This is a genomic window from Paenibacillus sp. sgz302164 (assembly GCF_056120505.1).
The window spans coordinates 64,492-90,679 of the sequence record NZ_JBVYOL010000004.1 but is presented as its reverse complement, the minus strand read 5'-3'; the positions used below and the strand labels follow the sequence as shown (position 1 = coordinate 90,679).

The following is a 26,188-nucleotide window of genomic DNA, read 5'->3' as shown; positions in this document are numbered from 1 at the left end:
ATGTACCCCCTTTAGAAAATGCCCTGATTGTTGATTTTTCTCGAAATGAATTCTGCTGACAGAAGGAGAATCAATCCGACTACAGATTGGAACAAACCGACGGCCGTTGCGAGAGCGAATCTTGCCGACTGAATCCCTACGGAATATACATAAGTGCTGATTACTTGGGCGTAGTCCATAACATACGAATTTTTCAGCACATACGGCTGCTCGAAGCTAATGTTGGCCATATTGCCGATTTGAAGAATGAACAGGACAACGATCGTCGGCTTGATGCCCGGCAAAGTGACATGCCAGATCTTGCGCATCCGGGTTGCGCCGTCCACTTCTGCCGCTTCATACAATTCCTTATTGATTCCTGTAAGCGCTGCGAGGTATAGGATCGTTCCCCATCCCGCATTACGCCAAACTCCAGTCCCCACATAGGTTGTAATCCATAGCACCGGTTTCTCCAAGAAAGGAATAGGGGAAGCGCCGATCGCCGTCAGCATATGATTGATCGAACCGTTATTGGTTGAGAGCAATTCAATGGCCATTCCCCCTACGATGACCCAGGAAATAAAGTGGGGCAGATACATCAATGTCTGGCTTACCTTTTTGTACCATTGAACCCGCAACTCGTTCAGCAGAAGCGCTAAAATAATGGGAACTGGAAATGTAAGCAAGCCAAGCACGTTCAACATCAAAGTGTTGCGAAGCGCCTTATAAAACTCGGGCATGGCGAAGATTTCTTTAAAGACTGCCAACCCTACCCAAGGACTGGCCCAAACGCCCTTGAATATGTTGTAATCTTTGAAAGCAACCATAACGCCGGCCATCGGAATGTACTTGAAAATGATGAAGAATGCCATCGGAACGACCATCATGATGTAGAGCGGCCATTGTCGTTTCAAATAGGCGATGCCACCTCCTTTGACTGCAAGAATGGAGGTTTTCGTGCTTGCTTCCGTTTTCATTACATCGTTCCTCTCCATTTGGTGTACTCTCCTTTTTGTATTTTTTATATTTGAATTGTAATTTTAAGCGCTTTCAATATCCATGGACAAACTTTTAACCGTTTGTATTAATTATGGATAACATTTTTATTAAACTCCCCTATCTTTGCATAAAAAAAGACCTATCGCTGCTTCCGCGATAAGTCCGATTTATTCTACTTATTTAGGGTTTCAAATTCCTGCCGATCAGATCTGCTATTTTCTATTAAAATTCTGGAGGGGGGAAAACCCTTTATTTTTTTGAATAGCTTGCTGAAATAATAAATGTCTTCAAAACCGCATTTATAAGCAGCTTCCCGAACGGTAAACTCACCGCTAAGGAGAATATTCTCAGCATTGTTGATTTTCATTCTATTGATATACTCTTTAACGGATGCCCCCATGTATTTCTTAAATAGAGTTCCAAAATACGCGGTAGTCAAGCCGGCAACAGATGCCAGCTCCTCAACTTCAATTTGATTCTGCAAGTTGCTTAAAATGTATCTAATAGATTTCTGAATGCGTTTGTCTATATTCGCATTGTTGTCTTTATAGTACAAAGACTTGAAATAATAATGAAGAATCAGAAACAGCAATGCACGCGCTTTCAATTCATGACCTTTATTTTTCTTTAACCATTCAAATGTCAACTCATTGTACAATGAATGCAATTCTTCTGGCTCGTCGATATGTGAAATTAAAGGAAACGGCAAATGAACGTCCTTGCCTTCCAGATCATAGAGTTGGATGTTCAGTGCATAACTGGTCATCAAATTTGTGGGGTCAGTGGTTGCGCTTCGGCGGCTGCCTTTAGGAATACATATGAGTTCCCCTTGATTGACTTCATGGACAGTGCCATTAATGGAGTAGTAAGCCCTTCCCTTAAAAATATATGTTAAATCGACAAAATCTGTCGTCGCATCTTCAATAATCCAAGTGGGTGTGGAGTGTCTGTTGATGAATGATTCAATTCGAGGATTAATTTCGACATATTCCATAGAAATTATCCTTTCTAATATAAAATTATACAATTAACCCAATACCTACTGATTGAATCTATTATATTATGATCTTTTTGTGGATTCAAGGAAACTCTACATGGAAAGATATAGGGACATGCTGCCGAAGAATGAAATTTCAAATCCCCCCCTTTCGTTTTGAATATTGTAAAACTTTGTTCAATGCGTCTTCACAGTTTATGTGAAATAAATCACAACCATGCGGTAATATAAAACTAAGCAGTCCCAACATGATGATAAGAAGGTGATCCGCTTGAGCCCGTCGCAAAAACACGAAAAACGCCTCATGATTTTAATGTTTGCCGTCGCTTTTGTAATGCTTGCCTCTTTTGTCAGAAAGCTTTTTTGAAACCCGCCAACACCATGCCAAAAGGAGATGAAACCTTATGCCTAACTACGATCCCGTTTTTTACAGCCGCATGCTCACGGAGCTTACTTTATCGTTTCATATCATTTTCGCAACGATCGGCGTCGGCGTGCCGGTGATGATTATGCTCGCCGAACTTGTCGGCATACAGCGCAAAGATCCTTACTACACGCTGCTCGCCCGCAGATGGGCGCGCGGATTTGTCATTACCGTGGCCATTGGCGTCGTAACCGGGACGGCCATCGGCCTCCAGCTCAGCCTGCTTTGGCCGAATTTTATGAAAATAGCCGGTCAGGCCATCGCCCTGCCGCTTTTTCTGGAAACGTTCGCCTTTTTCATCGAAGCGATTTTCCTCGGCATCTATTTGTACACCTGGGAACGGGTCAAACCGAAGCTTCATTTGCTGCTTCTGGTGCCGGTCGTTTTGGGCTCCTCGGCTTCCGCATTTTTTATTACAACGGTTAACGCGTTTATGAATACTCCCCAAGGATTCACCTTGAAGGACGGAATGATTACGAACGTGAAGCCGCTGCTCGCGATGTTCAACCCTTCCATGCCGACCAAAGTGGCCCATGTGCTCTCCTCGGCCTACATGACCGGCGCTTTCATACTGGCAGCTATTGCCGCCTACTCGCTTCTCCGAAAAAGAGGCGACGCCGTATACGCCAAAAAAGCACTGAAACTGACGGTCGCCGCAGGTCTCGTTTTCTCACTGGCTACCGCCTTCATCGGGGATTTGTCGGGGAAATTTCTGGCCAAAAACCAGCCGGAAAAGCTGGCCGCAGCCGAATGGCATTTCGAAACTTCCACGAATGCGCCGCTCGTGCTCGGCGGTATTTTGACGGAAGACCGTGAGATCAAATACGGGTTGAAAATCCCGTACGCGCTCAGCATTTTGGCCGGAGGCACACCGGGTGCGGAAGTCAAAGGACTGAACGATATTCCGGAGGATTTGCGCCCTCCGCTGTACGTTCATTATTTTTTCGATATCATGGTCAGTATTGGCATGTTTACGATTGTCGCGGCGGTTTTGCACCTCTGGTTTTCCCGCAAAGCCTATGGCAAGCCGTATCCGAAGTGGCTGCTGTTCGTCATTATTTTGTGCGGACCGCTGTCGATGATCGGGATTCAATCCGGATGGTTTTATGCGGAGGTCGGACGGCAGCCCTGGATTTTGCGCGGGTATATGAAGGTTGCGGAAGCAGCCACGTCTTCCCAACAGGTCGATACGATGCTGCTCCTGTTTTGTCTGCTGTATCTGGTGCTGGCGCTGACTGCGGTTAAAGTGCTGTCCAAGCTTTTCCGAAAAAACAACGTCTCGAACGAGCTAATCGCGCTTGGCATCGCAAAGGAGGGCGGTCAACGATGAATTTGGAACTATTGGGAATAACGGTGTTATGGATATTTTTGTTCGGTTATTTGATCGTGGCGTCCATCGACTTCGGCGCAGGATTTTTCAGCTACTATTCCGTGATCACGATGAAAAAGCATATCATTCATAAAGTCATCGAAAGATACTTGTCGCCCGTCTGGGAAGTCACCAACGTCTTCCTCGTCTTTTTCTACATCGGCATGGTCGGCTTTTTCCCGGAAACAGCCCGCTATTACGGGACTGCGCTGCTCGTTCCGGGCAGCATCGCCATCGTCCTGCTTGCCGTCAGGGGAGCCTACTATGCGTTCAGCACGTACGGTTCCAAAGACAACAAATGGTACATGCTGATCTACGGCGCAACGGGCCTGCTCATCCCGGCGACGCTGTCCGCGGTGCTGATCATTTCCGAAGGCGGCGTTGTTTTCGAACGCGGCGGAGACATCGTCTTGGACTGGAGCGCGCTTCTCGGAAGCATGTACACCTGGGCAGTTGTCCTGCTTGCGCTTGTCAGCGTGCTTTATATTTCGGCCATGTTTCTGACCTACTATGCTTACAGGGCGCACGATTTTCCGGCGTTCAAAATCGTACGCGGCTACGCCCTCTTTTGGAGCGCTCCGACCATCGCAGCCAGCCTGTTCGTATTTTTCGCGATCAGCAGGCAAAATCCGGACCATTTTCGGAGCATGCTCGATCTGGGCTGGATGTTCGGCGCTTCGCTGCTTTGTTTTTTGGCCGCCGTCTGGCTGGTCTGGAAGCAGCGCCGGCTTGGGTTAGCTTTTGTCATGGTCATTTTGCAGTTTGCGTTCGCCTTTTTCGGTTACGGAAAAGCCCATTTGCCGTACATTCTTTATCCGTACATTACGATCCACGACAGCTTTACCAACCCGTCTATGGGCATGGCGCTGGTGATTGCCTTTATTGCGGGACTACTTATTTTGATTCCGTCCCTAATCCTGTTAATGCGCCTGTTCCTCTTTGACGCCGATTATGTGCAGGGCAAGCGGGTTTGAGCCAGGCCGGTCGGTCAACTATGTTTGACGTGCTGGAGCGTCTGCGTAAAAATTTGCTCGATATGGCTGTCATCAATCGAATAAAAAACCGTCTTCCCCGCCTTGCGCCGTTTGACGATCCGCAAATTGCGCAGGTAGCGGAGCTGGTGGGAGACGGCAGATTGTCCCATGCCGAGGATAACCGTTAAATCGTGGACGCATAGCTCGCTCTGCAGCAGAGCGTAGATCAATTTGACCCGCGTCGGATCTCCTAAAGCTTTGAAAATATCGGACAAATCCGCCGCGGTAGTTTCGGAAATCATTTTTTCTTTAATTTCGGCAACATTGGATGTCCCTTCGCAGGAATCATCGCACTGCTCTTGAAATGGTGTTATTTCTGCGTGTACGTCCGCCATTATGACCGCTCCCTTTTTTTTCTGATTGATTCATTATAACAAAAAAGAAAAACCGGCTCTACACTACCGGGCATATCACATACTTGCACGGGAACAAGTTTATACTAAAACTTGTTCTTTTGTTATGCGCCTATGGCGGCGCGGCCGTTCTTTCCCAACCCACGACTCTCCTGCTCGATTTGTGGTGCTGAAGTGGGCCTTCCCTCTCCTGCACAGGTAGCGGCGCAGAAGTGAGGAGGGCAAGGCGGCTTTGCAAGGAAAAGCCTGCGAAAGTGCAGTTTTTTTCCTCGGAAATGGTTCATTTTGGCGAAAAGCCTGCGATTGTGCAGGAATTTTCGATGAAAATGTACCTGTGCCCATGTTCGCGGCGAAAAGCCTGCACAATTGCAGCAATTTTTCGTTACCAGGAGATCACCGGGCAAAAAGCTGCACTTTTGCATGTTTTCTTCACACAACCTGGCAAATTGCGCGATCGGCTCCGGCGTGTGGGTTTCCGGTCAGGCCTCATATGGTCGACCGACCGCCATCATGCAGCGTGACACCGAACGCTCGGAGCTGCGCGCGGTGCACTTTTACAAGCATGTTTCGCATTGCGCTAGTGCCGGCTCCAGCAGTCTCAACAAGCCTAAATTAAGGCTTGTTCTTTTTTATTGCCAATCGGCGCATTCTGGAATATAATACATATGAACAAATGCTCATATATTAATTCAGGAGGGATCACATATGTCGTCGCACAACCACTCCCATCGCGATCATTCCCATGATCATTCGCATGAACACGATCACTCGCACGGGCATCATGACGGACAGAATCACGGACATAACCATGGAAACAGTCACGGCCACCACCATCACGGACACGGGCATGGACACTCTCACGCCCCCAATAGCAAAAAAGGGCTGACCATTGCGCTGATCATTACGAGCGCCATCATGCTGCTGGAATTTTTCGGAGGACTCGCTACGAACAGTCTCGCCCTTCTCTCCGATTCCGGCCATATGCTAAGCGACGCGGCTTCGCTCGCATTAAGTCTGACAGCCATGTGGTTCGCGACCAGACCTTCGTCCCCACGCAAATCGTTCGGGTACTACCGCTTTGAAATATTGGCGGCTTTGTTCAACGGAGTCTCCTTGTTCATCATCGCCGCGTTTATTATCAAAGAAGCTATCGACCGTTTCTTCGCTCCGCCCGAAGTTTCCAGCGGCTCGATGATTCTTATTGCCGCTGTCGGATTAATCGCAAATCTGGCAAGCGCCTGGGCGCTGATGAAGCAAGGGGATATCGAGGGCAACATCAATGTAAAAAGCGCCTACTTGCACATTATCGGGGACGCACTAGGCTCGGTTGGCGCGATCATAGCCGGATTGTTCATGCTTTCCTTCGGCTGGTACGTTGCGGACCCTATTATCAGCGTGGTCGTCTCCGTCCTTATTTTGAAAAGCGCTTGGGCTGTAATCCGCAATGCGATCCATATTTTGATGGAAGGCACGCCGATCACAATTGAAATGGATCAGGTGAAACAAACGCTGGAACGCATTGACGGAGTTATTAACGTGCATGACCTTCATGTGTGGACCATTACCTCCGGCCTCGATTCTTTGACCTGCCATATGCTGATCGAGGATGATAAGGACGGTCAAGACATTTTGCAGAAGGCGATTCACGAAATGGAAAACAAATTTCAAATCCGTCACACGACGATTCAAGTGGAAAAATCCAACCTGCAGCATGCGGAATGCAAGATGTAAAGCTGCAGGCAACAACAAAAAGGCTACGATGAAGTTAGTTATCGTAGCCTTTTATAATGCATAATCGGCCGTCATAAAGTGACCGTTGCCTCCTGACAAGTCCCTTCCTCGTTCCATATGACGCGTTCCCCGTAATTTTTCCCCCAGTTGTACATCATTTTCAATACGGGCATTAAGCTTTCGCCGTGTTCGGTCAACGTATATTCGACACGGGGCGGAACTTCGGGATACACTTTCCGGTAGACCAACTGATCTTCTTCCAATTCGCGCAGTTGATTGGTTAACATCTTTTGCGTAATATGAGGGATCAGCTTTTTCAGTTCGCTAAACCGTTTGGTTCCTTCCAGGCCGAGATGCCACAATATGATTAATTTCCATTTCCCCCCGATAACCGCCAAAGTTAATTCTTTCTCGCAATTTATCTCCATAAGATTGATTCGTTCTTTGACTTCACTGGCCATGATCATCATCCTCCTTTCCTTAGTATACTATAAATTCACGCTTCGTTTTTATATAGTTTGCGCTATTTAATGCCGGCGCCGATTTACCGAAGCGGCAAAAGGTCAATGCATCCGCTCATGCGGACACATTGACCCTAACATCATGAGGCGCTTTCGCGCCCCGCGGCTTATTCCAGGTTGGCGTGTCTGCCGTACATCCGGCCGGAGTCCAGCCCCTGTTTGTCCATCAGCCTGAGAATGACGGCGTCGTAAAACACCAACAAAGTTTGCTCGAATAAAGAAGCCATAGGCTGAATAGTCGTATGGCCGCCGCTCGCTTGATCTTTGGGCGAACCCGGCAGTTTCACGGCAACATCCGCCAACCTTCCGATGGTGGACTCGGGAGCAATCGTGACGGCAACAACGGACGCCCCGAGACTTTTCGCTTTCTCGGCCATCGGAACCAAGCTTTTCGTTTCCCCCGAGCCCGTGCCGATGACGAAAATATCGCCCCTGCCGATGCCCGGAGTCACCGTTTCACCGACCACATAGGCGTCAATCCCGGTGTGCATCAGGCGCATGGCGAATGCCCGCCCCATTAAACCCGATCTCCCGGCTCCGGCCACAAACACCTTCCCGGATTGCAAAATAAGATCGGCCAATTTCTCGGCCTCTTCCTCGCCGATTTGCTCCACCGAGCGCCCGAGCTCCTTGACGATCTCGGCTGCGTATTCGATCGTTTCCATGGCGGTTAAACCTGACGGATCAAACGTTTCATTTCCGCCGCGGCCGCCTTTTTATCTTCATGGCCGGTAATGCCGCCGCCTACGATGACCAGATCCGGATTGGCTTTGATAACTTCCGGCAGCGTATTCAGCTTGATGCCTCCTGCGATCGCCGTTTTCGCATGCTTGACGACGCGCTTGATCGCCGTAAGCTCTTCGAAAGAGTTTTTGCCTGCGGCCTGATGGTCGTAACCGGAATGAACGCAGATATAGTCAACACCGAGAGCGTCGATTTCTTTTGCCCTGCCTTCAATGTCCTTCACGTTGATCATGTCGACCATAATTTTTTTGTTTTGCTTTCTCGCTTCCTCTACCGCGCCGCGAATCGTCGAATCGTCGGACGCTCCCAGAACGGTAATGATATCCGCTCCCGCTTCGGACGCTTTCATGACCTCATACCCGCCGGCGTCCATAATTTTCAGATCGGCCAGCACGCGCAGCGACGGAAACGCCTCTTTGATTTCTTTTACGGCTTTCAGCCCTTCGTTAATGACGACCGGCGTGCCGATTTCGACGATATCAATATATTCCCCTACCTCCGCAACCACTTGCTTCGCTTCGGGAATATCTACTAGATCCAGTGCTAATTGCAGTTCCATCCTCGTATCGCTCCTTCTGAAATAAAGTTGTTCTTCAACACATGCTTATTGTAGAACCTTAATTTCATTTAAGGAAGTAGGCACTTTGGCGTGCGGTAGTTACGCGGAGGATACTATTGGCGTATTACACGGCCCGGCCTCTCGGATTTTTGGCGGAAGATCCCTGCAGCAACCGTTCGTATTTTTTCTCCAGCGAATCCCAGCGGTTACTGAAAATAATAATCCCGATCGTAGGCAGCACAACAACCCGCGCAATCATATAGCTCAAAATAAACGATCCGTTCGTAATCAGTTCGATCATGCTGAAAAGCAGTGCGAGCCCGACCCCAAAACCGAGAAAACCGTGCATGAGCACGTATTTTCTTCTGCCCATTTCACGTTTCGCCCGCCACTTCGATACAAATTGTTTTTTTCCATTATCCATGCTCTCTCTTCTCCCCCCGCGGATTTTGTCGACTATACCCGGAATTATTCCGGCGCAGTCAAAATGACAGGTCCCGCTTTCGTAATGGCAATTGTATGTTCATACTGAGCGGACAACTTCCCGTCAGCGGTTCGCGCGGTCCAACCGTCGTCGTCGATCGTCATGCGATACGTTCCCGCGTTCAACATCGGCTCAATGGTAAAAACCATTCCTTCCTTAAGGCGGAATCCTTTGCCCGGCGACCCGACGTGCGGAAAATTAGGCTCCTCATGCATGCTTCTACCCACTCCATGGGCAAGCAAATCGCGCACGACGCCAAAACCGTTTTGCTCCGCATGGTGTTGAATCGCATGGACGACATCGCCGATCCGGCTGCCGACGGTTGCCCGTTCGATACCGATGTACATGCACTCTTTCGCGACCCGCATCAACTTCTCGGCTTCCTCCGAGACGGGGCCGACCGCATAGCTCCATGCGGAATCGCCGACCCAACCGTTCAACTCCGCGACGATATCAATGGTGACGATGTCTCCCTGCCGAAGCGGCTTGCTGTTCGGGAACCCGTGCGCGATCACATCGTTGACGGAAGCGCACGTTGCATACCGGTAGCCATTGTAGCCCAAAGTGGGCGATCTCCCTCCGGCGTTCGTGATAAGCCGCTCCACTTCGTCGTTAATCTCCTGCGTCGTTATGCCCGGGCGAATCAACTCGGCCACTCTTTTGTGGCATGCCGCCACGAATTTCCCGGCTATTTTCATTTCTTCGATTTCCGCCGCCGATTTCAAAGTCACCATACTACCTGCTCCCTCCCGGCAAAATTCCCGTAAGCAGCGTTTCCGCAGCCTCGTCGCCATCCATCTCTTCATGCTGATGATGAATATGCAATCCGGCATAGCCGACCAGCGAGCCAATCAGCATGTTAGCCGCCTTTTCCGGGCTTCGCCCGCCGGCGCATTCCCGCACAACCTCCGCCAGCGGCAAGTACAGCTCTTCGTGGAACCGCTGGGACAGCTCCCGGTAGCGGCCGCCGGGCATCTGGTGAAAATTTTCCGCCGACATTTTGTACAGGATGAACACCGAAAGATCCTCCGACCACTGGCGAAGCATGAGCACGATATAATTCCGCAGCCGCTCAGGCCATGGTCCTCCGCCGCCCAAAGCGGTTTCCGTGACCGATTTCGCCTGTTCGAAAGCACACCACAGCAAATCGTCAAACAATTCGTGTTTATTTTTGTAATAATGATAAACCGTTCCATAACCGAGCGCGGCTTGGGCCGCTACATCGCGCATTTCCATAGTTATGCCTTTATCGATATACACCTGCGCAGCCGCCCGCAGCATTTGCTGCATCCGGTTCGCACGAATCTCTTCGTTCTGTTCCTTCGTTCGGGGAGACATGATCGGAAAGCCCTCCTTTTTTGACCCACTGCAATGTCAAAATAAAAATACAATAATTTTCCTTTCCCGTCAACCCGAAAATACACTGCACGAATTCCCCGCTTCAAAAGAGGCGTCGACAAGCCGTATATTTGAGGTGAGGCACCCATCTATGTGGGAAAAGGTCCATCGCCGGCCATTTCCTCCAACATTTGCTGTGTAAACCGAATCCACTCCCGGGCTGCGAAGGATAAATATCCGTTGCGCCTCCATATCATGGCCAGCTGCCACGGAATTTCCGGCTCGACCAGCGAAAGCAGGCGCACCCGGCTCCGATCGAGCGCTGCGCATATCGTCTCGGGCAGCATTGCGATGCCGAGGCCGGCCGCGACCATCTCACTGATGAAATCCCATTGCGAGCTTTCAAAAAGCACGGCAGGCTCGAAGCCTTGCCGTTTGCAGGCCGCAAGGATCCGGTCGTGAAGGGCGAAGTCTTCACGGAATAAAATAAACGGCTCGGCGGCAAGCTCGGCCAGCGATACCTGCGTGCGCCCAGCCAACGGGTGGGACGGGTGCACGACCAGCTTCAGCCGTTCCTTGACGAAAGAGAACGCATGAAACAGCTCCTCATCCGTCGGCAGCAAAATGACGCCCATGTCCAGCAAGCCGCCGGCGACGCCGGTCTCGATTTTTTTGGAGCCGTCTTCGACCATATGGATCGCAAGGCCGGGATAACGCTGCCGAAACTTGCTCATGACGACCGGAAAAAAGCTCGATCCTACCATCGGCGGCAGTCCGATCCGAATGCTTCCGTGCTTCAAGTGCGTCAAATCGTTCAGCTCCGACTTTAAATATTCGAACGATTTCATGATCGGCTCGGCGTGTTTGACAATGACCTGCCCTGCATCCGTCAGCTCGATCCGCTTCCCGTTGCGGACAAACACCTCAACCCCCAGCTCGTCCTCCAAATTTTTGATCGTCTTGCTGATGGTCGGCTGTGTCAGATGCAGCTCCTCGGCCGCTTTTGTAAAGCTGCTCCAGCGAACTACCTCCAGCACATACTGCAAATGGCGCAAATCCATAAGACTCCCCCACTCTCCCATTCTGTATAGATAAATGGAATGCATGACATTCATACTATTCATTTTACCTATGAAAAGCTTTCATGTACACTTGCATGAGATAAACCTCTATCGAGGTCTTTTCGAAGATGAGCGACCGCGTTTAGAGGTAGGTTTAATCGCCAATAAGAATGCGGTTCAAAAAACGAAGGAGGCTGGGGAATGAGAAAAGCTCTCCTGGTCGCGGCGCAAGTTTTGTTTTTCACCGCGGTTTCGTTCGGAATGAATGCCCTGACAGGCTGGCTGCACGTCCCTGTTCCCGGCAGCATTGCGGGCATGCTGCTCATTTTTGCGCTGCTGCAAACGCGAGTTCTCCGGCTGGAATGGGTTGACCTCGGCTCGAAATGGCTGCTGGCGGAAATGCTGCTGTTCTTCATCCCTTCCGCCGTCGGAATGATTCCTTATAAGTCCCTGCTGCTCACGAACGGGCTGCGCATTTTTATCGTTATTTTCGCAAGCATGATCATCGTGATGGCCGGTGCAGGCCTGCTGGCGCAGCTGCTCGCCAAACGCAAAGAAAGGAAGCGGGAAACATGCTCCCATTAGGCTGCTTCATCATGACGGTGCTGTTTTATTACGCTTGCCGACAGCTTTACCGCCTGTTCCCGTTTGTGTGGCTGTCCCCCCTGCTGCTCGTTCCGATCGCGCTGATCGCGGCGGTAGCGTATACGCACATTCCTTATGAAGCCTACGCCGCAGGCAATCGCGTGCTGACGGACATGATCGGTCCGGCTACTGTGGCCATGGCTGTTCCGCTGCACAAAAACTTTGCCATGCTCAAAAAGCATGGCGCTACGATCGTGATCAGCGTGTTTTGCGGAGCTGTCCTTGCGATATTGACTTCGGCGCTGTTCTCCGCCTGGCTTCACCTGGGGGCGAATCTGACGGAAAGCCTCGCACCGCGCTCCGCAACTACGCCTATTGCGGTTGCGGTTTCCGCATCGATCGGCGGCATACCGAACATCACCGCCGTATTCGTCATGGTGACGGGGCTGCTCGGCATCATCGTCGGGCCGCTTGCGGTGCGGGCATTCCGCATCCATAACGACATCGCCCGAGGCATTATGTTCGGAACGAGTGCACATACGGCCGGAACGACCAAAGCGTTCGAATTCGGCTCCGTGTCCGGTTCCATCTCTTCGATCGCAATGATTTTGACGGCTTTCTTTACGTTGTGCGCCGCGCCATGGGTGATGCGGCTTCTGGAACGGTTTGTTTTTTAGCCCGGCCTCCTTCATGTTCTGATAATTTTTCAGGTATTGGCGTATGCTAGTTCCTAACAGATCAACATGACATTGGAGGCAAAATGAGAATTCTGATAACGCTAAGCATTTGCTTTTTGCTGTTTCAGACCGCTGCGGAGGCGGCCCCCCAGAAGGATCGAAAATATTATGAATCCCGCGGAGAAGTTGTTTGGGAGGTAGCGACGAGTGAGAAAGTGATTGCCTTAACATTCGATGACGGCCCTCATCCCGTGCATACGCCGCAAATTTTGGATCTGCTTAAACAATATGACGCGAAAGCGACTTTTTTTGTCGTCGGCAATAAAGTGAAGCTGAATCCGGACCTGCTTCGGCGGGAGGTCAATGAAGGACACGAAATAGCCAATCATACGTACAGCCACGCCTATTTAAGCCGCAGAACAAATATGAAAAAAGAAATCAATCAAACGGAGGAGCTGATCGGCTCCATTACCGGACAACGCAGCCATCTCTTTCGTCCGCCGGGCGGCGTTTTTAACGAACGGCTTGTCGATATCGTCAAGCAGGAAGGCTATAAAATGATTATGTGGACATGGCAGCTCGACACCAGAGATTGGAGCACCCCGGGGGTGGACAAAATCGTCAACCGAGTGTTGAAACACTCCAACAATGGAAATATCGTCCTATTTCACGATTATGTAGAGGGTCCCACTCAGACCATTGACGCTTTGAAAAAGATATTACCGGAATTGAAACAGCGGGGCTACCGTTTTGTCACAGTTACCGAGCTGTTGAGCTACAGCAATGCGATTCCCGCCAAAAAGCCGTAAAGCGCATCGACGGCTGCGCTAAATTCCCTTCATCCTGCACCTGCCTTTGGTCCCGTGCGGGATTCTTTGCTGTCCCCCGCCGGCCGAGCCGGTGAAGTGGCCAATTTTATGGCGGATGATCATCCATTACATAGACAAATGTTTATGACCGTTACGACAAAATGAGGTGAACTTCAGTTTGTGGTATTTCCGGCCCCCGGCGATTGTCCTCCACCTGGTATAACCAGCCGTTTGTAGGTCGCTTTAGAAAGCACTGCTTCTATCAGCCTACCGGAGCCACCTGCGAAAACAATTATAATACGTATTAATACCTATTATTTTCGAACAAATTCGTGACAAACTGGCAAATTTCGCAAACATCTAGTACAATGAAACTATGATTGAGATCTGCTCGAAACGGCAAACTTGGCGAAAGCCAAGGACGCAAAGCTACAGGGACTGCGGTTTTTCCAAACCATGTCAGCCAGCTGCCGAAGGATTGAGAGCGAGCAATTGCCTCCCTTTGGCCACCTGTAAGAGTGGCTTTTCCAATCAATTGATGGAGACCCAAGGAGGAACATTCTCAGATGAGCGACTTACAAAGATTCGACCTTTCCGTGCGTGAACTTAGCGAAATGATCGGCAACGAACCGGCGCAAGAATTAGTCAATTGTCTGCAATCTCTTTCTTTGCAAGAGCTGGAAGAACTCAGCGAATCATTTGAGATCATGATGTCTGCGAAGTAATCAAGAAATAAGCTTAGTCCGAACCCCGCCTGCCGGGGATATCAGACTAAGCTTTTTTTCTACGCTTGCATGGTGCTACCTTGTTTGCGAAACACCCTGGATACGATGGCCGTCCGAATATAAGGACGTATGGTCAGCCCCATCCGATCAGCTGTGTCTAGCCTGTTACACTTTCCACAAACTTCTCCAAAGCGGAAATGTCCGTGATGTTTTTGTTGCATTCATGGCCGTTCATGCACAAATAATTGCCTACCGCTTTATAATAATCGGGCGAAGAATGAGCCGGCCTTTTTTTGGATATCGCCGTAAATAAAGCGAGCTCCTCGTATCTGCCGCATAAAAAGCAATAACTTTTCTTGTTAATGGGCGTAAATCGGCCCTCAACCCCAACGAACTGCCCGTCTTTATGGTAAACCATGAACAATTTATTGGTCGAGATGTCGGTCCAGCTCAAATAAGTTACATAACGGTAGTCTATCGTCGATAAATCAGGAACCTTTAGTTTCTTGTTTTTCGGAAAAAGCTTCTGAATCTGTTTTTCCGAAATTTGCGGAAATGCCGCCAAATGCGGCTCTACCGCCCTCAAATACGTTTGGAAATCGTCTGCCGTTTCCAATGCGGAGATCCGTTCCACGATTTGTTTGCGGTCGTCGTCTGCAGCTTCCTGCAGCAGTTCCGCTATTTTCGTTTCCGTGCCGTATCTGACGGATTCCAGCACCTTCGGATCGGCAACCGTTCTGAGCGTTTGCAGCAGCAAATGCGTCTGCTTTTTAATAAAATTATATTGATGGTTTCTAATAAATGGTTCACACATACAGGTCCAGCCCCTTATTTGTTAATAGATTGAAATAAGGTGCAAAGCCAAGTATTAGAAACGATGTATGCTTTGTTCGGGCGATTATTTTGGAACAATTGTACGCCCATGCAAAGTATCGCCTCTAAAATGGGCTTTGCATGAGACTGTGCCAATCCGGCAATCTCTAATTGCCATCTGTACCACCTCCACGTCCGGCGATATGGATATTATAAACAAAATTGCCCGTTATCTCAATCCCGTCCGGGGATTGTGTCCCAGCCGAGGATTGCCGCATCGGCTTTAGTGGATATCTTTTTTGCGGAAATTTCCGCCTTTGACATCGTGAATATTGCCGACAGCAAGAAACGCCGAAGGATCGATCTCATCCACGATCGACTTGAGCTTGGCCTCTTCCAGCCGCGAAATGACGGTGAAAATGACTTTTTTGTCGCCGCCGCTAAAGACGCCTTCGCCATGGAGATAAGTAACTCCCCTGCCCAATCTGTCGTTCAATGCGGCCCCGATGTCCTCGGAATTGTCGCTGATGACCCATACGGCTTTGGACTGGTCCAGCCCTTCGATCGTAATATCGATCATTTTGAAAGCGATATAATAGGCGATCAGGGAATACATCGCATGATCGAAGCCGAAGACGAAGCCTGCGCTCCCGAGTATAAATAAGTTGATGAACATGACGATTTCGCCTACGGAAAAAGGAGACTTCTTGCTGATCAGGATAGCGACGATCTCGGTCCCGTCTAGGGAACCGCCCGAGCGGATGACCATCCCGACGCCGATGCCCAGAATGACGCCGCCGAATACCGCGGCAAGCAGCGGGTCTACCGTAATCGCCTTGACCGGTATGAGCAGTGCGGTGCCGACGGACATCAAGATGACGGCGAACAGCGTCGAAACGGCAAACGTTTTGCCGATTTGTTGGTAACCGACGTAAAGAAAAGGGAGATTGAGCACGGACAGCAGCAGCCCGAGCGGCAGATGAAACAAATGCGCCAGCATAATCGAAATGCCTGTAATGCCGCCGTCGATAATTTGATTAGGGACGAGAAAAATTTCCAGGCCAACGGAAAATAAAGCCGATCCGAGCACAAGTAAAAAGATGCGCCGAATCAGCTTTATTTTCGAAAGTTTGGGATGTTGGGCGATAACGGTATGCATGCGGGAATCCTCCGAAAGTTTCTTCCGCCTATTATATCCAATCCGACGGGTTCTACTCTCTTCTTCCCTTGCGCTCTTACATGGTGCCGCCGCCTTGCCTGATCTCGGGAGGAATAACCTCCGGTCCTTTATTTATATACTGATAAATGAAAGTGCCGATCTGCTTCTCGTCAAACGCCGTCAATTCCATCGTCCTAGTCCACGCGTTCACGACGATCTGTTTGTCGGCTGGAATGTCCGTGTTCGGCACTCCGAGTACGCCTGAACCCGCTTTTTTGTACTTGGAGAGCGTTTTGATTTGCTCGATTACGCTTGCGTCCGCATCCGGTTTGTAGTAGATGATGATATCTCCATGCTCCAAATTGTGGACAAGCTTCTCAGTCGGCGGTTTTTCCGTGTAAAAGCCGAATTTCAGATCGTGGGGACTGTGCGTGCCCGATGTCGGAATTTTCATCTCGTAATGCTGCGGATCGTCGGAATGCCCTCTGCCGTAATCTTTATCGGTCGTTACTTGAATCGGAACGCCGAAATTTAAAGCCTCAACGTTATATTTGCCGCTTGCGTTCACGATGAAGTACGTTCCGGTAACAAGGACGGCGGCAGCGAGCAGCGCGTGCGAAACGAGCAGCGCGGTTTTGCTTTTCTTTTTCAAAGCGGCTTTCTGATCTTTTTTCAACCGGCTCGTATTTTCTTTGTTCAGTCTGGACGCATAGACGTATCCGATTACAGCGAGCGCAAGAAGACCGATGCCGAGTAACAGCAGCCATAAGTATGAAGAACTTGCTGCATGCGATGAATGATCCATTTGATTCATATCCATAATTGTGTTAACCTTCCGTTCTTCGAGTAAAAAGTGAGAGTTTGGACAATATCAACACATCAAGCACAAACAAAATCAATCCGATATTAATCGCGTAATCCGCAGCATTCAATATCCCGTTCTTGGATTGAAAATGAATGAAATCCGTTACCTGGTTAAACAGGATCCGGTCCACTGCGTTGCCGGTAGCACCGCCGACGAGGAACGCGGCTGCCGCTTGCTTAACGGGACCTTGCAGCACGCCTTTCCGGCGGTAATACAAGACGGCGCCGACGAAAAAGACGGCGACCGGAACGAACAAGCGGCCGTAACCCTGAAAGGAGCTGAAAGCCGCTCCGCTATTTTCGTAACGGGTAAACTCCAGAACGCCGTTCCAGATCACGATCGAATCGCCGACCTGCATGTGCAGGCGGATCCATATTTTGGACAACTGATCGACGCCTACAACCAGCAGTGCTATAAGATAAAAAAGCATCTCAAACAAGGACCAGTCTTATGGCGATATTGGACGGATCTTGAATAACCCATGCTCCGTCCTGCTCGGCAACCGGAATTTGCGCTTGCCGCAGCCGTTCGAGCGTAGGCGCAAGTGCGGCTTGATCGGGGAATCGGATCGTAAAATAAGCAAGCCCCGTTCCGTTCGGCGGCGTCGCCGGCGTCCCTACTCCGGCCCAGATGTTGAGTCCGATGTGATGATGGTAGCCGCCTGCCGATATGAACAATGCGCTCATCAGTCTCCGGGCGTCAGCGGCAATGTCGAACCCCAGCACGTCACAGTAAAATTGCTTCGCCGCCTCAAGGTCGCTTACATGAAAATGGACGTGCCCGATCGTCGTACCCGCTGGCAGCCCTTGCCAGTCGCGGCCTTTGGTTTCTTCCAGCAAGCCGTCCCAATCGATGGGATCGCTTGCCATCACGTAGTTGCCTTCCGCGTCGCGGCGCCAGCTGTCGCGGGGGCGGTCGCGGTAAATTTCGATGCCGTTATGATCGGGATCGGTAATGTACAAAGCTTCGCTCACCAGATGGTCCGCTTGACCGATGTGAATGCCGGACTCGATCAGATTGCGCAAGGAAAGTCCGAGGTCTTTCCTTTCGGGCAGCAGTATCGCGAAATGATACAGCCCTGCCGCAGACCGCCGGGGTGTGACGATGGCGTTCGGAACTTCCTCAAGCACGATCAAGGTGCTTTCCCCGTCCGCGGTAAGGTTGGCTGTATTGGCCCCGAGGCTCAGCACCTTCAGGCCGACGACATCCTGATAAAACCGGACGGACCGGTCCAGCTGACTGACTTTCACTTTCAATTCTCCAAGCCGGATATTTGCATCCATTAGCCCAGCCATACGATCATTCCTTTCTGAAAATCATATCATCGAATTACGAAAGTTAATTACTTTTCGTAACTTAGTGTATAATAATAAACTTCGTGTGTAAAGTTTTATGTTTTTGCGCACCCGCTCCGCTCATTTCGCCGGCAGCGGTCCTGTATAAACCGACTGCGGGCGGTAAATCGACGGCTCTCATGACAGCGGCGGTATGGAACTCCACAAAAAACGCCAAAAGAGCTTAACCCGCAAGTGAGTCGGTCACTGGCACGACTTAAGCTTTTGGCGCATTAATTTAACCGGAATCTGTAACCCGCTCCCCATACGGTCTCAATGTATTGGGAATTGGAGGCGCCAGCTTCGATCTTTTCCCGCAGTTTGCGGATGTGGACGGTAACGGTCTGGGAATCGCCGAGCGCGTCCATCCCCCATATCCGCTCAAAAAGGTGGTCTTTGCTGAATACGCGGTTCGGGTTCACAGCGAGGAAATAAAGCAGATCAAACTCCTTCGTCGTCAAAATCGCTTCCCGCTCGTTCACAAAAACTCTCCGCGAACCGTAATCGATCAGCAGCCCGTGGACGCGAATTTCGTCCTTGTTGTCCTTGGCACCGGTCAGCCGCTCGTACCTGGCCAAATGCGCCTTGACTCTGGCGACCAATTCCCCGGGCTTGAACGGCTTCGTAATGTAGTCGTCGGCGCCGAGTCCGAGACCGCGGATGATGTCGATATCTTCCTTTTTGGCGGTTACCATCAGAATCGGAATGTTATGCTTCTCGCGAATTTGCCTGCATACCTCGAAACCGCTGATCAGGGGCAGCATCAAATCCAAAATGATCAGGTCGTACTCCCCGCTCATGCCCAGCGTCAAGCCCTGCTCGCCGTCGGTTGCGATATCGACTTTGTAGCCGTTGACCTCCAGGTAGTCTCGTTCCAACTCGGCAATAAGCTGTTCGTCTTCTACGATTAAAATACTCTGGTTCATCGTTTATCACCGTCTTTATCCGTTTTAAGCGGCAGTGTGATCGTTATGGAAGTGCCTTCGCCCTTCACGCTGCGCGCTTCGATCGTCCCGCCGTGGCCTTCGATCATTTGCTTGGAGATGGCCAGGCCAAGCCCGCTGCCGCCCGTGTGGCTGTTTCTGGAAGGATCCGCCCGGTAGAACCGCTCGAATACGTAAGGAAGCGCAGCCGCATCGATCCCCTGCCCGTTATCCGTCAGTTCGATGACGGCATGTTCATCCGTTTTCCAAGCCCGCAAATGAATGCGCTTCTCCGGCTTGTTCATATATTTAATGCAATTGTCCATAATGTTGGAAAATACCCGTTTTATTTTATCACGGTCGATAGACACTTTCGTCTGCTGTTCGAATATGATATCCGAATCATAATGGACGCCTTTTTTTCCAAGTTCAAATTCCAGTTCATCCGACCAATCCAATAAGAAAGCGCGAATATCTACGGTTTCAAAATGGAACGGCAGCCGTTTCAAATCCAGTTTGGAATACAAAAACAGCTCATCGATCAAATGATCCATTTCCTCGGCTTTGGATGAGATGATCTCGATATATTTTTGCCGTTTGTCCGGCGTATCCGCAATTCCGTCGCCGATTCCGTCGACATATCCCCGAATGGCCGTCAGCGGCGTGCGCAAATCGTGGGAAATGTTGGAGATCAACTCTTTGCGGTTTTCTTCGTATTGCAGCTGCGTTTGAATCGATTGGTGCAGCTGTCTGCGCATATCTTCAAATGCGATGCTGAGCTGCCCGATTTCATCCTTGCTGGTCGGTTCCATATGAAAATCCAGATCGCCCGACTTCATTCGTTTCATCGCGTTTTTAAGCTTCTGAAGCGGTTTGATGATGCTTCTGGATACAAAATAAGTCAGCAAAGTATGCGTAAGAATAAGAATAACGACAAGAGTTATGAACAAGATCGGGAAAAATTTTTGGGCAAAATTCACCAGCGGATCGACGGCCGTCACCGCGAATGCGCTTCCCGGGGACTGGTCTGCGTACATAAAATCGAAATGCATGATTTCTTCCAGCTGGTTTCCGTACCGGACGGGCTCTTCTTTTTCCGTATGCCCCGGACGGTCGAAAGCTGGCAAATGGTTCAAAACTTCAGCCTGCTGAAAAGCGGGCGAAACGTAGACAACATGGCCGCCCTTGCGGACGATCAGATACGATTTGTTCGCCTGCAGCTCTTGATCCAGATCGGCCAAATAAGCCGCGTCCGCCAGCATCGACGGATTTTTTTCGGCTGTACGCCGCATCTCTTTCATCGTCCGCTCCACGTTGTGGTTCTCGAAAAACCCTTCGCCGGTGCCGTACTGGTCGCGGATGCTTTGAAAATCGCCGCGGAAAACGACGACCAGCAGCAAGGCAGTAATGATCATCATGACTAGCGGAATAATGAGCATGGCTGCGTAAGAGAGCAGCAGCTTTACACGTATCGACATAAGCGGATTCCCCGTTTACACTTCTTTTCGGTCAAATTTATAGTAACCAAGCGCCAAAAACAACATGCAGCTGGAAATCAGGAAAAGCGAAGCTGTCAGCAATTTGCCGGCCGCGACCGTCGGACTGAGCCAAAGCATGTGCCAATCCGTGTAGGAAGCCGGCGAAAAGGCGGAAACCGGGCTGTACAGGAACGGAGCGATTTTGGCGGCGGCGTACACGACGATAGTAAATACCATGAAGCCGCTGGCGCTTTTAAAAAACTGGGCGATGCAAACAAAGACAGCGGACAGAGCGACCATGGAGACGAAGGCGGCCGCATAAGCTTTGATGATGCCGATTCCTTCCGCAAGGCCTGCCGTCGTACCTGCAACCAGGTTGCAAATCCACGTAACGATGGCCAAAATAACGAGCAAAGCTGCGATACCCGTGGCCAGTGCCGCCGTTTTGGCGAAAAATACTTGCAGACGCGAATTCGGCCGCAGCAGAGCTAGCTTCAAGGTCCGGGAAGCGACCTCATGCGGAAACAGATCGGCCGTAATCGTCAAAATAAACAGCGGAATCCATACGGCGGTGTAGATGTCCAGCATTTGGACGGGAAACGATTGGCTGACGGCGACGAGCCCTAATACAGGCTGAAGCGCGTGCAGCGAAAGCGCAAGCAGTATAGGCAATATGGCCGAAAAGATGCCGAACATGACCACTTTTTTGCGGTACAGGAGCAGAAGCAGTTCGTTGATATACCCCGCTTTCCATCTATGCACAATGCTGATCCCCCTTTGCGAGCTGCAGCTCGTCGATATAAAATTGCTCCAGCGATTGATTGCTGTGCAGCAGGTCGGAGACGTGCCCCTCTTTTTGCAGCTGCCCCTGCACAATGATGCCTACCCGGTTGCACAGCTGCTCCAGCTCATGGATCATATGGCTTGAAATGATGAACGATGTCCCTTTTTCTTCGGACAGCCGTTTGATCAGCTTTCGGAACATGACCGTGCCTTCGATATCGAGGCCGTTCGTCGGTTCATCCAGAATAACAAGCTTCGGTTCCGGTAAAATGGCCGTGGCTAACGCCAGCTTTTGCTTCATGCCTGTCGAGAAATGTTTGATTTTCTCTTTGCGTACTTTCAGCAGGCCGACCGCATCCAGCGCTTCTTCCATGTGCCGTTCACCGATGCCCGGATAAAATCGCGCGACCAGCTGCAAATACTGCCATGCGGTCAGAAAATCGTGAAAATCGGCCGATTCGATCATGCAGCCGACGTGCCGCATACCCGCCTCGTATCGATCCGACATATCGGCGCCAAATAAGGTGACCGTGCCTTGATCCGCGCGGATCAGCCCGGTGATCAGCTTCAGGAACGTCGTCTTCCCCGCCCCATTGGGACCGAGCAATCCATACACGTCCCCTTCGTACAGCTGAAGGCTGATATCGCGTATCCCTCTTTCATTGCCGTAAACTTTCGTTAGGCACTGCGTTTCCAGTATAGGGTCCATCCGGCATTCCTCCTCGGAATTGTGGTGAAGCAGGCAGGCCGTACAGATAAAAGGCCTGTCTGCTTCAAATATGTGTAAAAGCATAAGAACGAATTTATTCGTTAGTCGTTGTTTTCGTGCTTGCCGCCGCGCTCATGCTTGATTTGCTGTACGGTCTTGCCCGTAAGGTCGATCGTATCCGGCGTCGTGCTGCCGTAGCCCGAAAGATCCGCCTGCAGGTGCAGCGTCACCTGGTGTGCAGTGCCGGAGGCATCTTTTCCGGACACCGTTACGTCGGCTTCCTGGTGATCGATATAGTTGGACGCATTCACGTCCGCTTTGACAGCTACTTTTTCAACCTTGATGTCTTGAGTCAATTGAGGCACGGCCGCTTTCAGGAAATTTTCCTGGAACGGCAAATCTTGAGGATCGCTGTTGCCTGCCGCGCTCCGCTGTCCGTGCTCTTTGGCCGCTTCTTTGATGGCGATTGGCGCGATCGCATTGACGACGGCCGGAAGCTGCGTGCTGTCAAGGGAAACGGAAATTTGTTTCGAACCGTCTGCCTGTTCGTTTACCGCAACGTAATCTTTCAAATTGCCCACCAGCGCGTCGATGACCGTTTCGACTTGCTGGGAAATGGCCGGATCAGCGGTTTCTTTTGCTTTTTTATGCTTTTGCTCCGATTCCTGTTTCACGTAATAGACGTCGCTTGCACCGGATTTGAATACAGTTTCATTGTCTTGCTTATAAATGTCAAACGATTGCTTCGAGCCATTCGAAGTTACGTCCGCACTTCCGCTCAACGTTTTGGTATCCGGGCTCACTTTAAAACTTCCGCTTGCCTGAATCAGTGAAGCTCCATTGTCCTGCAGATTCGCAGCGGCTTGGACGGTTACATTTTTGACGGTTTTCGTGTTTTTGAGCGCGGACTTGTAGGCATCGTAGCCGGACGTGCTGGCTAGTGCGCTAAACCCGGTCGTTACCATGACGATGCTGCTAATCCCAACAGCGCTTCCCAGAATCAACCACTTCTTTTTCATGTTATCCTCCTATACGGTGTATATATTTGTCTTACACCGCTAATCATAGGTGCCAAAAATGAAACCCTTGTGAAACATTTCTTAAATATTTCTTAAATCAGATTGATGTGGAAATAAAACAAAGAGCTGCCGGCAGCTCTTTGAATATGAACGATTATAGCACTTCCTCGACCTGGGCGGCGCTCCACCCTTTCGAATCGACTTCCAATTGTACGTCCGGGCGGACCGGATATCTGCGCAAAAATTCTTTGGCCGAAATGGCGATGATTTTAGGCGAGGCGAGGTTTCCCGGCGCTTTGAGCCGCTTCTTGCCTTCCGGATGCATCATATAAAGCAAGAGCCGCAAGTACAGCTTCGATAGCCGGGCAAATGCGCCTTTCGGCAAATCCTCCACGGTAAATCCCAATTTCCCGGTGCCCTGATGAATCATCGTGACGCCGTATAAGGCCTTTACATCGTTTCTCTCGGACAGCCACTCCGATATGTTAGGGAAACATCGCCTGGCTTCGCGAATCATATGGACTGCGAGATGTACGACCGAACCCGATTTGGAAGCCATCTCGAACAACTGCTCATTGTTGAAATGCAGCTCGACAACAACGTCCCCCGAACGCAGCTCATCCCCTTCTTGCAGTTGGATCGTCTTCCCGTAATACTTGCATTGTCTGATATAGAACATCCGGTTGTGCGGGCTTACCGGTTTTACTTTGAAAAAAAAGTGAAATAAGTGCTCCCACTTTAACCATACATACACGAGAATTCTTTTCGATAAAACAACCGGTTCTTTGTCCGCTTCTTCGTCCAGCCGCATCTTTTCGTCAATCCGCAAAAATACGCACCCCCTCAGCTTGCATACTTCGAGGAATTCCTGGAGAGCTTCCAGCATATAATCGGGGGCATCGGCGTCCGCGCCGAACGTCTGGCCGCTATCGTGCAACACGATCACATCGTTGCTGTTCAGCTTGGACAACAGCTCCCGCTTGATCCTTTCCTTTCCCCCCGTACTGCTCCAGTCTCTCACCATCAAGGACCACAATATCATTCGAAACCGCTTGAGCAGCAGCAAGTCGAATAAATTGATAACGCCCCACGGAGGACGGTAGTGCACCGGCTTCTCTCCGATGATGTTCTCGATCGCCTGCACGGATTGCTCAATTTGCTTTCTGACTTTTTTCGGGGTCATTAGCGCATTGGCCCAATGCACATAATTATGTATCCCCAGCAAATGGCCTTCCCGATGGATGCGCGTGATCAGCTCCGGATGCTTCTCCGCCTTCGATCCAAGAACGAAGAACGTCGCTTTCACGTCGTAACGCTTGAGCAGATCCAGCAGCTGCGGCGTATATTCGGGATCGGGGCCGTCGTCGAACGTCAGCGCGATTCCGCTTGCGCTTGCGTTTTTCCCTTTTTTGTACACGCCGAATCCGAACAAACGGATCAATAACGTCGGAAGTATCGTATAGATCAAAAATATGATAATGATGAACCACATAAAGTCATCCATGCTCAGCGCACTCCCCCTGGAAGATCGTCTTTATGCTTGTTTCCCGAGCCCTCGGGCGAAAAGATCAAGTAATATACGGCGATAAAGCCAAGCAGCACGGAACTTGTCAAGACAGCGGCGTTCTCACTCCAGACAGCTGCCAGCCAGCCGCCCAGCACCGGTCCGATGATGCCTCCGATTCCTTCCACGCTGGAGAACAATCCCCAACCCATGCCCGCTTGCTGCTTCGGCACATATTGAGCCAGCAGCGCGTTCCACGCAGGAAGCACCGCCGCGTAGGACAAACCGAGCACGGCAGCCATAACTACAGCCGCCCAAAATGCGGGATGCAGCGTCAATCCGTACAAAGAAAGGGCAAAGACGGAAAAACCGATGATCAAAAACCATCTTCTTCCCCATTGGTCGGAAAGCTTGCCCATCGGAATCAAAAACAGCATCGTACACAAACCGCCCGCAATCAAAATATAAGAATATTGCGAATAATGCAAACCCAGCTGTTTCACGGCAAAGCTCGGCAAAATCGGGACTAACATGCCTGCGGCCGTCGTCTGCAAAATCATGCCCGGAATGAGTGACTTCATCGTCCGCAAACGATCCCACAGCATGCCCAGCTGCTTGTCGAATGAAACTTGCATCACCGCGCTTTGCCTGGCATTGCTTATAAACAGCGACAATGCCCAGCTTGCGGCCCACAGCAGCAGCATCAGGATGAAAGCCGTCTTGTAGCTTTGGTCGATGATAAAATTGATGATGATCGGACCACTACCGATGCCGGCCAGCCAAAAGGAATACAGCATCCCCATCTGCGAAGCGCGGTTGTCCGGCTTTACTTTGCTGAGGCATACGAGCCATATAGGCGAAATGCCGATGCCAAAAACCGCCGCGGCGGCCACCAGAACCCACGGATAGTAAGCGTACCGGACCATCAAAAGTCCGGCGAACGATATGCATAAGCCCAAATTGACGATCCATCTCAAAGAAAAACGATCCAATAAATAGCCGGCAAAACTTTTTAGGAGCGTGTCCGTTATATAATGAATGGAAACGGCGATTCCTACGGTCGCAACGGAGAAACCTAATTGATTCACCGCATACGTCGGCAAAAACGAAACGAGGAACGCTCCCCTGACAAACTCCACTAAAAATAGAACGGCGGCATATAAAATAAAGTGCCGGGGCAGGAACTTGCTTAGATTAGGGATCAAGTCATTC

29 protein-coding genes, 1 pseudogene and 1 riboswitch are annotated in these 26,188 nt (G+C 50.4%); of the genes and pseudogenes, 8 read left to right on the top strand and 22 right to left on the bottom strand.

Going from position 1 to position 26,188, the window contains the following annotated elements; all coding sequences use genetic code 11:
- Positions 1 to 11: 11 nt before the first annotated feature.
- Together AC0LWT_RS08460 and AC0LWT_RS08455 are read right to left on the bottom strand one after the other, a co-directional pair.
- Positions 12 to 866, bottom strand: coding sequence for an ABC transporter permease (locus AC0LWT_RS08460; protein ID WP_474681038.1), 855 nt, complete (start codon positions 864 to 866; stop codon positions 12 to 14).
- Between the two features lie 284 nt (positions 867 to 1,150).
- Complete coding sequence (locus tag AC0LWT_RS08455) at positions 1,151 to 1,972, bottom strand: helix-turn-helix domain-containing protein (protein ID WP_474680795.1); 822 nt, start codon at positions 1,970 to 1,972, stop codon at positions 1,151 to 1,153.
- A 407-nt stretch (positions 1,973 to 2,379) separates the two neighbouring features.
- Between AC0LWT_RS08455 and AC0LWT_RS08450 the strand changes: the two genes are divergently transcribed.
- Together AC0LWT_RS08450 and AC0LWT_RS08445 are read left to right on the top strand one after the other, a co-directional pair.
- Positions 2,380 to 3,729 carry a cytochrome ubiquinol oxidase subunit I gene (locus AC0LWT_RS08450; protein ID WP_474680794.1) on the top strand — a complete coding sequence of 450 codons (1,350 nt, stop codon included), beginning with the start codon at positions 2,380 to 2,382 and terminating at the stop codon, positions 3,727 to 3,729.
- A complete protein-coding gene (locus AC0LWT_RS08445) occupies positions 3,726 to 4,742 on the top strand; it encodes a cytochrome d ubiquinol oxidase subunit II (RefSeq protein ID WP_474680793.1) in 1,017 nt (338 codons plus the stop codon). Before AC0LWT_RS08450 ends, AC0LWT_RS08445 begins: the two co-directional genes overlap by 4 nt.
- A gap of 14 nt (positions 4,743 to 4,756) precedes the next feature.
- On the opposite strand, the gene AC0LWT_RS08440 is transcribed toward AC0LWT_RS08445, so the two are convergent.
- Positions 4,757 to 5,137, bottom strand: coding sequence for an ArsR/SmtB family transcription factor (locus AC0LWT_RS08440; protein ID WP_474680792.1), 381 nt, complete (start codon positions 5,135 to 5,137; stop codon positions 4,757 to 4,759).
- A gap of 723 nt (positions 5,138 to 5,860) precedes the next feature.
- Here AC0LWT_RS08440 and AC0LWT_RS08435 point away from each other — a divergent pair.
- Entirely contained in the window at positions 5,861 to 6,886 is a 1,026-nt protein-coding gene (locus tag AC0LWT_RS08435; RefSeq protein ID WP_474680791.1) for a cation diffusion facilitator family transporter, read from the top strand.
- A 71-nt stretch (positions 6,887 to 6,957) separates the two neighbouring features.
- Here the strand turns inward: AC0LWT_RS08435 and AC0LWT_RS08430 are convergent, their stop codons facing one another.
- The 7 genes from AC0LWT_RS08430 to cidR all read right to left on the bottom strand — a co-directional run bounded on the left by AC0LWT_RS08430 (position 6,958) and on the right by cidR (position 11,593).
- On the bottom strand, positions 6,958 to 7,347 hold the full coding sequence (locus AC0LWT_RS08430) for a winged helix-turn-helix transcriptional regulator (protein ID WP_474680790.1): 390 nt from the start codon (positions 7,345 to 7,347) through the stop codon (positions 6,958 to 6,960).
- 167 nt (positions 7,348 to 7,514) lie between these two features.
- Positions 7,515 to 8,072 carry a 6-phospho-3-hexuloisomerase gene (hxlB, locus tag AC0LWT_RS08425; RefSeq protein ID WP_474680789.1) on the bottom strand — a complete coding sequence of 186 codons (558 nt, stop codon included), beginning with the start codon at positions 8,070 to 8,072 and terminating at the stop codon, positions 7,515 to 7,517.
- Between the two features lie 5 nt (positions 8,073 to 8,077).
- Positions 8,078 to 8,710: a 3-hexulose-6-phosphate synthase gene (gene hxlA / locus AC0LWT_RS08420; protein ID WP_474680788.1), complete on the bottom strand. Its 633-nt coding sequence runs from the start codon at positions 8,708 to 8,710 to the stop codon at positions 8,078 to 8,080.
- 124 nt (positions 8,711 to 8,834) lie between these two features.
- Complete coding sequence (locus tag AC0LWT_RS08415) at positions 8,835 to 9,134, bottom strand: hypothetical protein (protein ID WP_474680787.1); 300 nt, start codon at positions 9,132 to 9,134, stop codon at positions 8,835 to 8,837.
- 44 nt (positions 9,135 to 9,178) lie between these two features.
- Positions 9,179 to 9,928, bottom strand: a complete 750-nt coding sequence (gene map / locus AC0LWT_RS08410) for a type I methionyl aminopeptidase (RefSeq protein ID WP_474680786.1) — start codon at positions 9,926 to 9,928, stop codon at positions 9,179 to 9,181.
- Between the two features lies 1 nt (position 9,929).
- On the bottom strand, positions 9,930 to 10,532 hold the full coding sequence (locus AC0LWT_RS08405; protein WP_474680785.1) for a TetR/AcrR family transcriptional regulator: 603 nt from the start codon (positions 10,530 to 10,532) through the stop codon (positions 9,930 to 9,932).
- A 149-nt stretch (positions 10,533 to 10,681) separates the two neighbouring features.
- Positions 10,682 to 11,593, bottom strand: a complete 912-nt coding sequence (gene cidR, locus AC0LWT_RS08400) for a cidABC operon transcriptional activator CidR (RefSeq protein WP_474680784.1) — start codon at positions 11,591 to 11,593, stop codon at positions 10,682 to 10,684.
- A gap of 201 nt (positions 11,594 to 11,794) precedes the next feature.
- Here cidR and AC0LWT_RS08395 point away from each other — a divergent pair, with 201 nt between their 5' ends.
- The 5 genes and pseudogenes from AC0LWT_RS08395 (at position 11,795) to AC0LWT_RS08375 (ending at position 14,389) form a co-directional block, all read left to right on the top strand.
- Positions 11,795 to 12,178, top strand: coding sequence for a CidA/LrgA family holin-like protein (locus tag AC0LWT_RS08395; protein ID WP_474680783.1), 384 nt, complete (start codon positions 11,795 to 11,797; stop codon positions 12,176 to 12,178).
- A complete protein-coding gene (locus AC0LWT_RS08390) occupies positions 12,166 to 12,855 on the top strand; it encodes an LrgB family protein (protein WP_474680782.1) in 690 nt (229 codons plus the stop codon). The genes AC0LWT_RS08395 and AC0LWT_RS08390 overlap by 13 nt, the downstream gene beginning before the upstream one ends.
- An 83-nt stretch (positions 12,856 to 12,938) precedes the next feature.
- The gene (locus AC0LWT_RS08385) at positions 12,939 to 13,664 is read left to right on the top strand and encodes a polysaccharide deacetylase family protein (protein WP_474680781.1); all 726 of its coding nucleotides are present in this window, start codon (positions 12,939 to 12,941) and stop codon (positions 13,662 to 13,664) included.
- A gap of 169 nt (positions 13,665 to 13,833) precedes the next feature.
- Positions 13,834 to 13,972, top strand: a pseudogene (locus AC0LWT_RS08380) (cell wall hydrolase); the annotation flags it as partial.
- An 80-nt stretch (positions 13,973 to 14,052) separates the two neighbouring features.
- Positions 14,053 to 14,139, top strand: a riboswitch (cyclic di-GMP riboswitch).
- A gap of 91 nt (positions 14,140 to 14,230) precedes the next feature.
- Entirely contained in the window at positions 14,231 to 14,389 is a 159-nt protein-coding gene (locus AC0LWT_RS08375; RefSeq protein ID WP_474680780.1) for a hypothetical protein, read from the top strand.
- A gap of 157 nt (positions 14,390 to 14,546) precedes the next feature.
- On the opposite strand, the gene AC0LWT_RS08370 is transcribed toward AC0LWT_RS08375, so the two are convergent.
- The 12 genes from AC0LWT_RS08370 to AC0LWT_RS08315 all read right to left on the bottom strand — a co-directional run bounded on the left by AC0LWT_RS08370 (position 14,547) and on the right by AC0LWT_RS08315 (position 26,181).
- Positions 14,547 to 15,203, bottom strand: a complete 657-nt coding sequence (locus AC0LWT_RS08370) for a FusB/FusC family EF-G-binding protein (protein WP_474680779.1) — start codon at positions 15,201 to 15,203, stop codon at positions 14,547 to 14,549.
- Positions 15,204 to 15,485: 282 nt separating this feature from the next.
- Entirely contained in the window at positions 15,486 to 16,361 is an 876-nt protein-coding gene (locus tag AC0LWT_RS08365) for a YitT family protein (protein ID WP_474680778.1), read from the bottom strand.
- Positions 16,362 to 16,437: 76 nt separating this feature from the next.
- A complete protein-coding gene (locus tag AC0LWT_RS08360) occupies positions 16,438 to 17,181 on the bottom strand; it encodes a DUF3105 domain-containing protein (protein ID WP_474680777.1) in 744 nt (247 codons plus the stop codon).
- A 7-nt stretch (positions 17,182 to 17,188) separates the two neighbouring features.
- Positions 17,189 to 17,656: a signal peptidase II gene (lspA, locus tag AC0LWT_RS08355; protein ID WP_474681037.1), complete on the bottom strand. Its 468-nt coding sequence runs from the start codon at positions 17,654 to 17,656 to the stop codon at positions 17,189 to 17,191.
- A 1-nt stretch (position 17,657) separates the two neighbouring features.
- Positions 17,658 to 18,521 (bottom strand): VOC family protein, encoded by an 864-nt coding sequence (locus AC0LWT_RS08350; protein WP_474680776.1) that lies wholly within the window; start codon positions 18,519 to 18,521, stop codon positions 17,658 to 17,660.
- 272 nt (positions 18,522 to 18,793) lie between these two features.
- Positions 18,794 to 19,486 carry a response regulator transcription factor gene (locus tag AC0LWT_RS08345; RefSeq protein WP_474680775.1) on the bottom strand — a complete coding sequence of 231 codons (693 nt, stop codon included), beginning with the start codon at positions 19,484 to 19,486 and terminating at the stop codon, positions 18,794 to 18,796.
- Positions 19,483 to 20,961 (bottom strand): sensor histidine kinase, encoded by a 1,479-nt coding sequence (locus AC0LWT_RS08340; protein WP_474680774.1) that lies wholly within the window; start codon positions 20,959 to 20,961, stop codon positions 19,483 to 19,485. Before AC0LWT_RS08340 ends, AC0LWT_RS08345 begins: the two co-directional genes overlap by 4 nt.
- Before the next feature lie 15 nt (positions 20,962 to 20,976).
- Positions 20,977 to 21,723, bottom strand: a complete 747-nt coding sequence (locus AC0LWT_RS08335; RefSeq protein ID WP_474680773.1) for a DUF2705 family protein — start codon at positions 21,721 to 21,723, stop codon at positions 20,977 to 20,979.
- Positions 21,716 to 22,453, bottom strand: coding sequence for an ABC transporter ATP-binding protein (locus tag AC0LWT_RS08330; protein WP_474680772.1), 738 nt, complete (start codon positions 22,451 to 22,453; stop codon positions 21,716 to 21,718). Before AC0LWT_RS08330 ends, AC0LWT_RS08335 begins: the two co-directional genes overlap by 8 nt.
- A gap of 101 nt (positions 22,454 to 22,554) precedes the next feature.
- Positions 22,555 to 23,472 (bottom strand): hypothetical protein, encoded by a 918-nt coding sequence (locus AC0LWT_RS08325; RefSeq protein WP_474680771.1) that lies wholly within the window; start codon positions 23,470 to 23,472, stop codon positions 22,555 to 22,557.
- A gap of 154 nt (positions 23,473 to 23,626) precedes the next feature.
- Entirely contained in the window at positions 23,627 to 24,976 is a 1,350-nt protein-coding gene (locus AC0LWT_RS08320; protein ID WP_474680770.1) for a polysaccharide deacetylase family protein, read from the bottom strand.
- 2 nt (positions 24,977 to 24,978) lie between these two features.
- Complete coding sequence (locus AC0LWT_RS08315; RefSeq protein ID WP_474680769.1) at positions 24,979 to 26,181, bottom strand: MFS transporter; 1,203 nt, start codon at positions 26,179 to 26,181, stop codon at positions 24,979 to 24,981.
- Between the last annotated feature and the right edge of the window lie 7 nt (positions 26,182 to 26,188).

Bases quoted from the DNA above. Each gene is read 5' to 3' on its own strand.
- AC0LWT_RS08460 (WP_474681038.1), bottom strand. From the start codon at position 866: ATGATGGTCGTTCCGATGGCATTCTTCATCATTTTCAAGTACATTCCG.
- AC0LWT_RS08455 (WP_474680795.1), bottom strand. From the start codon at position 1,972: ATGGAATATGTCGAAATTAATCCTCGAATTGAATCATTCATCAACAGA.
- AC0LWT_RS08450 (WP_474680794.1), top strand. From the start codon at position 2,380: ATGCCTAACTACGATCCCGTTTTTTACAGCCGCATGCTCACGGAGCTT.
- AC0LWT_RS08445 (WP_474680793.1), top strand. From the start codon at position 3,726: ATGAATTTGGAACTATTGGGAATAACGGTGTTATGGATATTTTTGTTC.
- AC0LWT_RS08440 (WP_474680792.1), bottom strand. From the start codon at position 5,137: ATGGCGGACGTACACGCAGAAATAACACCATTTCAAGAGCAGTGCGAT.
- AC0LWT_RS08435 (WP_474680791.1), top strand. From the start codon at position 5,861: ATGTCGTCGCACAACCACTCCCATCGCGATCATTCCCATGATCATTCG.
- AC0LWT_RS08430 (WP_474680790.1), bottom strand. From the start codon at position 7,347: ATGGCCAGTGAAGTCAAAGAACGAATCAATCTTATGGAGATAAATTGC.
- hxlB (WP_474680789.1), bottom strand. From the start codon at position 8,072: ATGGAAACGATCGAATACGCAGCCGAGATCGTCAAGGAGCTCGGGCGC.
- hxlA (WP_474680788.1), bottom strand. From the start codon at position 8,710: ATGGAACTGCAATTAGCACTGGATCTAGTAGATATTCCCGAAGCGAAG.
- AC0LWT_RS08415 (WP_474680787.1), bottom strand. From the start codon at position 9,134: ATGGATAATGGAAAAAAACAATTTGTATCGAAGTGGCGGGCGAAACGT.
- map (WP_474680786.1), bottom strand. From the start codon at position 9,928: ATGGTGACTTTGAAATCGGCGGCGGAAATCGAAGAAATGAAAATAGCC.
- AC0LWT_RS08405 (WP_474680785.1), bottom strand. From the start codon at position 10,532: ATGTCTCCCCGAACGAAGGAACAGAACGAAGAGATTCGTGCGAACCGG.
- cidR (WP_474680784.1), bottom strand. From the start codon at position 11,593: ATGGATTTGCGCCATTTGCAGTATGTGCTGGAGGTAGTTCGCTGGAGC.
- AC0LWT_RS08395 (WP_474680783.1), top strand. From the start codon at position 11,795: ATGAGAAAAGCTCTCCTGGTCGCGGCGCAAGTTTTGTTTTTCACCGCG.
- AC0LWT_RS08390 (WP_474680782.1), top strand. From the start codon at position 12,166: ATGCTCCCATTAGGCTGCTTCATCATGACGGTGCTGTTTTATTACGCT.
- AC0LWT_RS08385 (WP_474680781.1), top strand. From the start codon at position 12,939: ATGAGAATTCTGATAACGCTAAGCATTTGCTTTTTGCTGTTTCAGACC.
- AC0LWT_RS08375 (WP_474680780.1), top strand. From the start codon at position 14,231: ATGAGCGACTTACAAAGATTCGACCTTTCCGTGCGTGAACTTAGCGAA.
- AC0LWT_RS08370 (WP_474680779.1), bottom strand. From the start codon at position 15,203: ATGTGTGAACCATTTATTAGAAACCATCAATATAATTTTATTAAAAAG.
- AC0LWT_RS08365 (WP_474680778.1), bottom strand. From the start codon at position 16,361: ATGCATACCGTTATCGCCCAACATCCCAAACTTTCGAAAATAAAGCTG.
- AC0LWT_RS08360 (WP_474680777.1), bottom strand. From the start codon at position 17,181: ATGGATATGAATCAAATGGATCATTCATCGCATGCAGCAAGTTCTTCA.
- lspA (WP_474681037.1), bottom strand. From the start codon at position 17,656: ATGCTTTTTTATCTTATAGCACTGCTGGTTGTAGGCGTCGATCAGTTG.
- AC0LWT_RS08350 (WP_474680776.1), bottom strand. From the start codon at position 18,521: ATGGCTGGGCTAATGGATGCAAATATCCGGCTTGGAGAATTGAAAGTG.
- AC0LWT_RS08345 (WP_474680775.1), bottom strand. From the start codon at position 19,486: ATGAACCAGAGTATTTTAATCGTAGAAGACGAACAGCTTATTGCCGAG.
- AC0LWT_RS08340 (WP_474680774.1), bottom strand. From the start codon at position 20,961: ATGTCGATACGTGTAAAGCTGCTGCTCTCTTACGCAGCCATGCTCATT.
- AC0LWT_RS08330 (WP_474680772.1), bottom strand. From the start codon at position 22,453: ATGGACCCTATACTGGAAACGCAGTGCCTAACGAAAGTTTACGGCAAT.
- AC0LWT_RS08325 (WP_474680771.1), bottom strand. From the start codon at position 23,472: ATGAAAAAGAAGTGGTTGATTCTGGGAAGCGCTGTTGGGATTAGCAGC.
- AC0LWT_RS08320 (WP_474680770.1), bottom strand. From the start codon at position 24,976: ATGGATGACTTTATGTGGTTCATCATTATCATATTTTTGATCTATACG.